Here is a 1,486-nt window from a genome sequence, read left to right on the forward strand (position 1 = left end):
ACCAGACAAGGGGTTTATGTCTGACAATATCTGCTTCCAAAGGTGGGCAGATGTACCGCAATGCTTGCTCTCCCTTGCAGGCTACGGGAGTTTTCATTCGCCACCCGAAGGCGATCCTGACAGGCGAGGGATCATTTTTGTCGAGAAAGATATTAACGGTCAGACAGGCGAGAGTCAAACCATTAAGGATTCCTGCCAGACTTATTTTTGCCTGAATTACCGTGCATATTCCGATAATCCCCCTATATTCTGCCAACACCAGCCAAAAATTGGATTTAATTCGTTAATTAATTTGATTGATTAATGTGTAGAATAAATGTGCTTTGCTGTTCAACCACGCATTTTATCTCGCTGAGATTCAGCATGATACCGAAGCCTAATTGATAAAACACAAGTTAAATTCAATGAAAAACAACAAAGAATCGCTTTATCTAAAAGAGCGCGCTTACCTGCGAGAGCTGGCTGAGCACATCGCGAAAGAGTCACCGCATCTGGCTGAGTTTCTGGTTTCCTCTCATGACCCTGATATTGCCCGTGTTTTCGAAGCCTTTGCGTTTTTGATTGCCAATCTGCGGGACAAGCTGGAGGATAATTTGCCCGAAATTGTTCACGGCATTCTCTCCCGTATCTGGCCGTTAGCCCTGTCTCCTATTCCACCGACGACGATAGTACAATTTACGCCCACGGATGATGAACATCAGGGCACTGCCGAGATCCCGATCAGTACATCGGTGTCTGCCAGCCTTAACGGGCAATTGATCAACTTTAAAACCTGCCGTCCTTTACATATTGAACCGTTAATTGTCCAGGCGCGCGCAGTCAGGAAAACGGGTACTCACAGTGAAATCATCCTGATACTATGCCAAACCGGTTCGGCGTCTTCTTTCTGGCAAAGCGGAGCCTTATCTTTTTTCCTCGGCACTGACACCGAAAAGGCCGCCCAGCTCAGTCTGTGGCTGGATCAACATATTTGTGAAGTCAGCCTGAACACGCAGGGCAAGCAGCGAAAGCTGCGCGGTTTTCCTTATGGCTGGCATGATCTGCTTGATAGTCCGGTGCTGCCTGTGCCCAAAAATACGTATTCCGGTCTGCAACCGTTGGTGGAATATTATGCACTATCCCAACTGTATAACTTTGTCACGCTGGATATCAGCAGCAGTTGCGCAAAAGTCCCGCTGAATGACGATGGCACGTTTGAACTGGTTTTTCGTTTCGAGGGTGAATTGCCGCTGGAGGATGTCGAGGGGGCATTTTTGTTGGGTTGTGTGCCGGCGATCCATCTGGAAAACCAGGCCAGCCCACCTGTCCGGTTGGAAGCCGGTAATCACCGCTATCCGCTGCCATTGGGCGGTTCGGTGTGCTTGTACCGGCTGCAGGAGGTTCAGGTGGTGGTGCAGCCCGAAGACAGTGAGCAGCGTGGCACGCCTTATCACTGGCTGCCGATTGAGCAGTTTGTTCCCGTCGGGCGTTTTTTCGATGATGATGC

Annotated in this window: 2 protein-coding genes; both read left to right on the forward strand. The window is 49.4% G+C overall.

What is annotated here, in order from left to right; translation table 11 throughout:
• The coding region (locus tag Xedl_RS19525) for a hypothetical protein (RefSeq protein ID WP_208605108.1) at positions 1–304 on the forward strand (304 nt) is incomplete at its 5' end.
• 100 nt (positions 305–404) lie between these two features.
• A partial coding sequence (locus tag Xedl_RS19530; protein WP_143187502.1) for a type VI secretion system baseplate subunit TssF occupies positions 405–1,486 on the forward strand: 1,082 nt, incomplete at its 3' end.

This window comes from Xenorhabdus eapokensis (assembly GCF_001908105.1).